Genomic DNA, 5384 nt, shown 5'->3' on the forward strand with positions numbered 1-5384 from the left:
TCGGTGCCTCGCTTGAAGACCAACAAGCTTATCCCGTCCGTGGTGCGATCGAACTCGAACGCCAGGTTGTTTTCATAAGCCACCAGCGCCACCGCGTTCAACTGTACCAACTCCCGCAAGCGGAAGAGTATCCGATTCCCCTTTTCCAGGTAATCGAGGAGTCTCGGCGAGACGTCCAGGGCAAAGGGCCCCCACTCTCCGGTCAGATCGACCATATTCAGGTTGTTGGCGCTGACTTCGCCCAGGCTGATGCGCCGGATCGAGAGGCTCCCTGTGGCAGTCGAAGAGGTGCCGACATCCGTCAATCCGCACAGGCAGGGATCGACCGGCGCCGCCTCGATCACCATGCCTGCCGCCACCGTCGCATTGCTGAAGCGGTCGATGAGGATGAAGCTGCCGGTATCCCGGTTCTCCGCGTAGGGATCGAAAGGAACGGGTCGATCAAGTTCCAGACGCACCAGCCCGATTTCGTTCAGTTTCAGGGTCGGTACCTGTCTCTGGTCGAGGGTGTTGACATCAACCGCGTACTGTACCGCGGTGACCCGCCCGGGGGTAACGCCGGTCGCCGTCTTGACCAGGTAGAGCTGTCCCGGTTGCAAGGCATCGTCATGAAGCCAGACCAGGTGCGCCTCCGGATGCCTGGTAAAGAGCGGCGGTGCATCGGTCGCCGTCAGCATGTCGCCGCGGCTGATGTCGATCTCGTCAGTGAGCGTCAGGGTCACCGCTTGCCCGGCCACAGCCTCCTCGAGGTCGCCGTTCATGGTCACGATCCTGGATACCGTGCTGACCAGCCCTGACGAGGCTACCCGCAGTTCATCGCCCGGACGGATGGTGCCGGCGGCGATGGTACCGCAGAATCCGCGGAAGTCGAGATTGGGGCGATTCACCCACTGGACCGGAAGACGGAACGGCTCGTCCCCCCGGTTGTCCTCGACCTGCACGGTTTCCAGGTAGTTCATGAGGGTAGGGCCGTCATACCACGGCGTGTTGGCGCTCTTTTCGATGATGTTGTCACCGTTGAGGGCGGAAATCGGGAGGGCCGTGATCGACGAAAAACCGAGCGGTGCAGCGAACTCCCGGTAATCCTCCACGATCTGGGCGAACTTGTCGGCGTCGAAGCCGATCAGATCCATCTTGTTGATGGCCAGCACGATATGCCGGATGCCGACCAGGGAGACCAGGAAGCTGTGACGGCGCGTCTGGGTGAGAAGTCCCTTGCGGGCGTCGACCAGGATGACCGCCACCTTGGCTGTCGAGGCCCCGGTCACCATGTTGCGGGTGTACTGCTCGTGGCCCGGCGTGTCGGCCACGATGAACTTGCGCCGGTCGGTGGAAAAGAAGCGGTAGGCGACGTCTATGGTGATGCCCTGTTCCCGCTCCGCCTGGAGCCCGTCCAGCAGCAGGGCGTAGTCGATGGCGCCTCCCTGGGTGCCGACCTTCTTGCTGTCAGCCTCCAGCGCCGCCAGTTGGTCCTCGAAAACCATCTTCGAGTCCCAGAGCAGCCGCCCGATAAGGGTGCTCTTGCCGTCATCCACGCTCCCGCAGGTGATGAAGCGCAAAAGCGACTTTTCTTCCTGGCTTTTCAGGTAGGCAAGGATATCTTTCTCGATCAGTTCCGATTGGTGTGCCATTAGAAGTACCCTTCCTGTTTCTTCTTCTCCATGGATCCTGCCTGGTCGTGGTCGATCAGGCGCCCCTGACGCTCGGAGGTTCGGGTGAGGAGCATCTCCTGGATGATTTCCGGCAGGGTATCGGCCTCGGATTCGACAGCGCCGGTCAAGGGGTAGCACCCCAGGGTACGGAAGCGGACGGACTTGTGCTCCACCACCTCTCCCGGTTTGAGCTCCAGCCGGTCGTCGTCCACCATGATCAGCATGCCGTCCCGCTCCACCACCGGCCTGACGGCGGCGTAGTAGAGCGGTACGATCGGGATCTGCTCCAGGTGGATGTACTGCCAGATGTCAAGCTCCGTCCAGTTGGAGAGCGGGAAGACGCGGATGCTTTCGTCCGGTTTTACGCGGGTGTTGTAAAGGCTCCAGAGCTCCGGCCGCTGGCTCTTGGGGTCCCAGCGATGGTTTGCGCTGCGGAAGGAGAAGATGCGCTCCTTGGCGCGCGATTTTTCCTCGTCGCGGCGGGCGCCTCCGAAAGCGGCGTCGAACTTGTACTTATCCAGCGCCTGTTTCAATCCCTCGGTCTTCATGATGTCGGTATAGAGCGCGGAGCCGTGGGTGAACGGGGAAACACCGCGGCTCACCCCGTCCTCGTTGACGTGCACGATGAGTTCAAGGCCCGATTCCTTCGCCATCCGGTCGCGGAATTCGATCATCTCGCGGAACTTCCAGGTAGTGTCGACGTGCATGAGGGGAAAGGGCGCAGGGGCCGGGTAAAAGGCCTTGCGGGCCAGGTGCAGCATGACCGCCGAGTCCTTCCCTATGGAGTAGAGCATCACGGGATTTTCGAATTCAGCCACCACTTCCCGGATGATGTGGATGCTTTCGGCCTCTAGTTGCTGCAGATGCGTCAGATTGCTTTTCATTTCAATTCTCATGTCGGAGGTTGAATTGCCGAAACTCTTCCAAGGCCGAACGGATCTTCACGGTTACCGGTGCAGCCCGCACTCCTTGTGCTCCGGATTCTCCCACCACCAGCGCCCGGCCCTGGGATGTTCCCCTTCGGCGATGGCCCTGGTGCACGGAGCGCATCCAATCGAAGGGTAGCCCTGGGAGTGGAGCTTGTTCACCGGGAGGCGGTTCTTTTTAGCATATTCCCAGACCTCTGTCTCGGTCCAATTGGCGAGGGGATTGATCTTCACCAGCCCGCCGTGCAGCACGTCGAGTTCCAGAGAGGAGAGGGCGGTGCGGGTAGCGCTCTGTTCCTTGCGCATCCCGGTGACCCATCCTTTAAGCCCGGCCAGTGCCCGACCCAGCGGCTCGACCTTGCGGATGTAGCAGCACTCGTGGCGGTTTTCGAGGGATTCCCTGAAGGAATAGGGTCCCTTGGCCCGCAGCAGCTCCTCCACTGCCTCGTGCCGGGGGAAGAACCAGTTGATGGAAGTCCGGTAGCGTTCGGTGATGGCCTCGGCCACCTGGTAGGTCTCCTCGTTGAGGCGGCCGGTGTCGAGGGCGAAGATGCCGATGGGGAGTTTGTATGCGTGGATCAGGTCCACGATGACCAGGTCTTCGACGGAGAAGGAGCAGGCCAGGTTGACCGGTCCTGCCGCGACTTCCACACCTTTTTCCAGGATTTCTTTAGCAGAGGCGTCTTCGGGGAGTTGCGGGATATTTACGTTTGCTACGGGGCTCATCGTGGTTCCTCCAGATTTTTCGGCCTATTGCGCCTTCTTATGAATTCAAGCTCGCAACCTGTCGCGGCTGCATATTCTGTAGTACATTGCTATGTGAATGTGAAGTGGCTGGAGTGTATGGTTTTAAAGTTCATTTGTCAAGAACTATATTTATTTCTACACTAGAGTAATGTAGATTGCGTAAGTGCCCGAGGTGTAGGCGAAATGTTTACGGCCTCGGCCCGTTGCGGATGCCTGAAAAGGGGTAATGTCTGACGCATTACAGGTTCATTAAGTGGGGTGTCAGGGGGGAATCCGGGTGGAAAGGCCGATGTTGCGGGACATTCCGGGACCGCGATGACTTTGGCACGGGGTATGCTGATGTAAAGGCATAAGCAGTAAATAAAACCCACAGGAGATGTGAAAAATGAAAAAGGTACTCTCAACCATCGTTGCCGCTCTTTCAGCGTTTTCGTTCGCAGCCATAGTATCAGCAGCTGACGTTCCTGCCAACACCGATGCAACCTCCGCAGGCGCACCGGCGCAGACCGAAAAAGCTCCGACCGCGAAACCGGTCAAGAAACATAAAAAAGCGAAGAAGCACCACAAAAAAAGCAGCAAAAAATCGATGAAGAAAGAAGCTGCTCCGGCAGAACCGGCCGCAGCCCCGGCAGCCACCCCGCCTGCTGCTAAGTAATTCACAACCGAATATACAAGCTGAAAAACGATGCGGCTACATCACACTCGATGTAGCCGCGTTTTAGTTTCTCCCACCACTGCTCACGTCCCCCATCCCCTTGCGGGAGGGGGGCAGGGGGTGGGGGAACGTTCCATCCCGTTGGCAGCTTCCCCCCCAGTCTAAAGATGAATCCCCCCGGATAACTCCACCCTCTGCCCATTGAGCCACCGGCACTCGTCCGACAGCAATGCCGCGACAGCGCCCCCGATATCATCCGGTAATCCCACCCTGCCCAAGGCGGTTTGCTCCGCTATTCCGGTATTCACTTCAGGATTGTCACGGACCATGCCGCCGCCGAAATCCGTCTCGATGGCGCCCGGAGCGATGACGTTGACCGCGATCCGTCGGGGTCCCAGCTCCACAGCCATATAGCGAGTCAGTACCTCGATCCCGCCCTTCATCAAGGCATAGGCACTGTAGCCGGGCAAGCTGAACCTGGCGAGACCTGATGAGACGTTCAGGATCCTCCCGCCGTCCTTGATGAGCGGCAAAAGCTTCTGACTGAGAAAGAAGGTCCCCTTCAGATGGATGTTCATCAGCAGGTCGAACTGCTCCTCGGTCGTTTCCGCGAAGGGCGCATAGGTGCCGATGCCGGCATTGTTGATGAGGAAATCGAACTGCTCCAGTTGCCACTTCTCGCTTAGGGCGCCTTTGACGTCATCCCGGAAACTGTCGAAGTACTTGTGGTCCGAGACATCAAGCTGGAGAGCGACAGCCATCCTTCCCGCCTTTTCGATCTCGGCGACAACGTCTTGTGCTTCGGATTGCTTACTGTGATACGTAAGGATGACATCATGCCCTTTAGACGCCAGATGCAGAGCCATGCTTTTCCCAAGCCCCCGGCTCCCGCCGGTTATCAGTGCGATCGTCATTTCCCGCTCCTTTCCATGAGTTGGCTTAACCATCGTCTATTTCACACCGGAAGCACCCCCATAAATAGCGTCGGATCAAGGCCGTGACGTAGTAACTGCGGGGGAGATCGGTGCTGGGGTCGTTCAAATTATCAGACGCCGGAGGGACTTCATTGATCACTTTCTCGTCGGTGGGGGATGTGGCGACCGAGACTTGACCCGCACACGAGTGCGCATTAAAATGCGCGTACCACTGGTGGAGGTGAAGTTTATGCAATCCGTACGTAAATCAAAGTCCAAGCGAGGATCATTCAACCTGACCGCGGATATTGAGTTGGTAAAGCGCGTCCGAGCTGAAAACGGCAATCTGTCCGCACTGCTCCAAGAATCCATGGTAGCTTTTCTTGAGAGAAAGGAATTGAAGCGGTGGAAAGAAGAGAATAGGCAATCCTTTGAGTCCTACAACAGGATGGTGGAGGAGACTGGGGTGGTCTCTGACGAAATAGGGGTG

The 5384-nt window shown here is 58.3% G+C and carries 6 protein-coding genes; 2 read left to right on the plus strand and 4 right to left on the minus strand.

Going from position 1 to position 5384, the window contains the following annotated elements; genetic code table 11:
- From cysN to AC11W3_RS07925, 3 genes are all read right to left on the minus strand, one after another.
- On the minus strand, window positions 1-1631 hold a 1631-nt coding region (gene cysN, locus AC11W3_RS07915), incomplete at its 3' end, for a sulfate adenylyltransferase subunit CysN (protein ID WP_484092770.1).
- Window positions 1631-2548 (minus strand): sulfate adenylyltransferase subunit CysD, encoded by a 918-nt coding sequence (gene cysD / locus AC11W3_RS07920; protein WP_484089822.1) that lies wholly within the window; start codon window positions 2546-2548, stop codon window positions 1631-1633. The genes cysN and cysD, both read right to left, overlap by 1 nt.
- 51 nt (window positions 2549-2599) lie before the next feature.
- On the minus strand, window positions 2600-3304 hold the full coding sequence (locus tag AC11W3_RS07925; RefSeq protein ID WP_484089823.1) for a phosphoadenylyl-sulfate reductase: 705 nt from the start codon (window positions 3302-3304) through the stop codon (window positions 2600-2602).
- Window positions 3305-3710: 406 nt separating this feature from the next.
- Between AC11W3_RS07925 and AC11W3_RS07930 the strand changes: the two genes are divergently transcribed.
- Entirely contained in the window at window positions 3711-3980 is a 270-nt protein-coding gene (locus AC11W3_RS07930; RefSeq protein WP_484089824.1) for a hypothetical protein, read from the plus strand.
- Window positions 3981-4141: 161 nt separating this feature from the next.
- Here the strand turns inward: AC11W3_RS07930 and AC11W3_RS07935 are convergent, their stop codons facing one another.
- A complete protein-coding gene (locus AC11W3_RS07935) occupies window positions 4142-4894 on the minus strand; it encodes an SDR family NAD(P)-dependent oxidoreductase (protein WP_484089825.1) in 753 nt (250 codons plus the stop codon).
- Window positions 4895-5114: 220 nt separating this feature from the next.
- On the opposite strand from AC11W3_RS07935, the gene AC11W3_RS07940 reads away from it, so the two are divergent.
- A partial coding sequence (locus tag AC11W3_RS07940; protein WP_484092771.1) for a type II toxin-antitoxin system CcdA family antitoxin occupies window positions 5115-5384 on the plus strand: 270 nt, incomplete at its 3' end.

The sequence above is a fragment of the Geomonas sp. genome, from assembly GCF_056994735.1.

Coding starts and splice junctions, on each gene's coding strand:
- cysD (WP_484089822.1), bottom strand. CDS start 2,548: ATGAGAATTGAAATGAAAAGCAATCTGACGCATCTGCAGCAACTAGAG.
- AC11W3_RS07925 (WP_484089823.1), bottom strand. CDS start 3,304: ATGAGCCCCGTAGCAAACGTAAATATCCCGCAACTCCCCGAAGACGCC.
- AC11W3_RS07930 (WP_484089824.1), top strand. CDS start 3,711: ATGAAAAAGGTACTCTCAACCATCGTTGCCGCTCTTTCAGCGTTTTCG.
- AC11W3_RS07935 (WP_484089825.1), bottom strand. CDS start 4,894: ATGACGATCGCACTGATAACCGGCGGGAGCCGGGGGCTTGGGAAAAGC.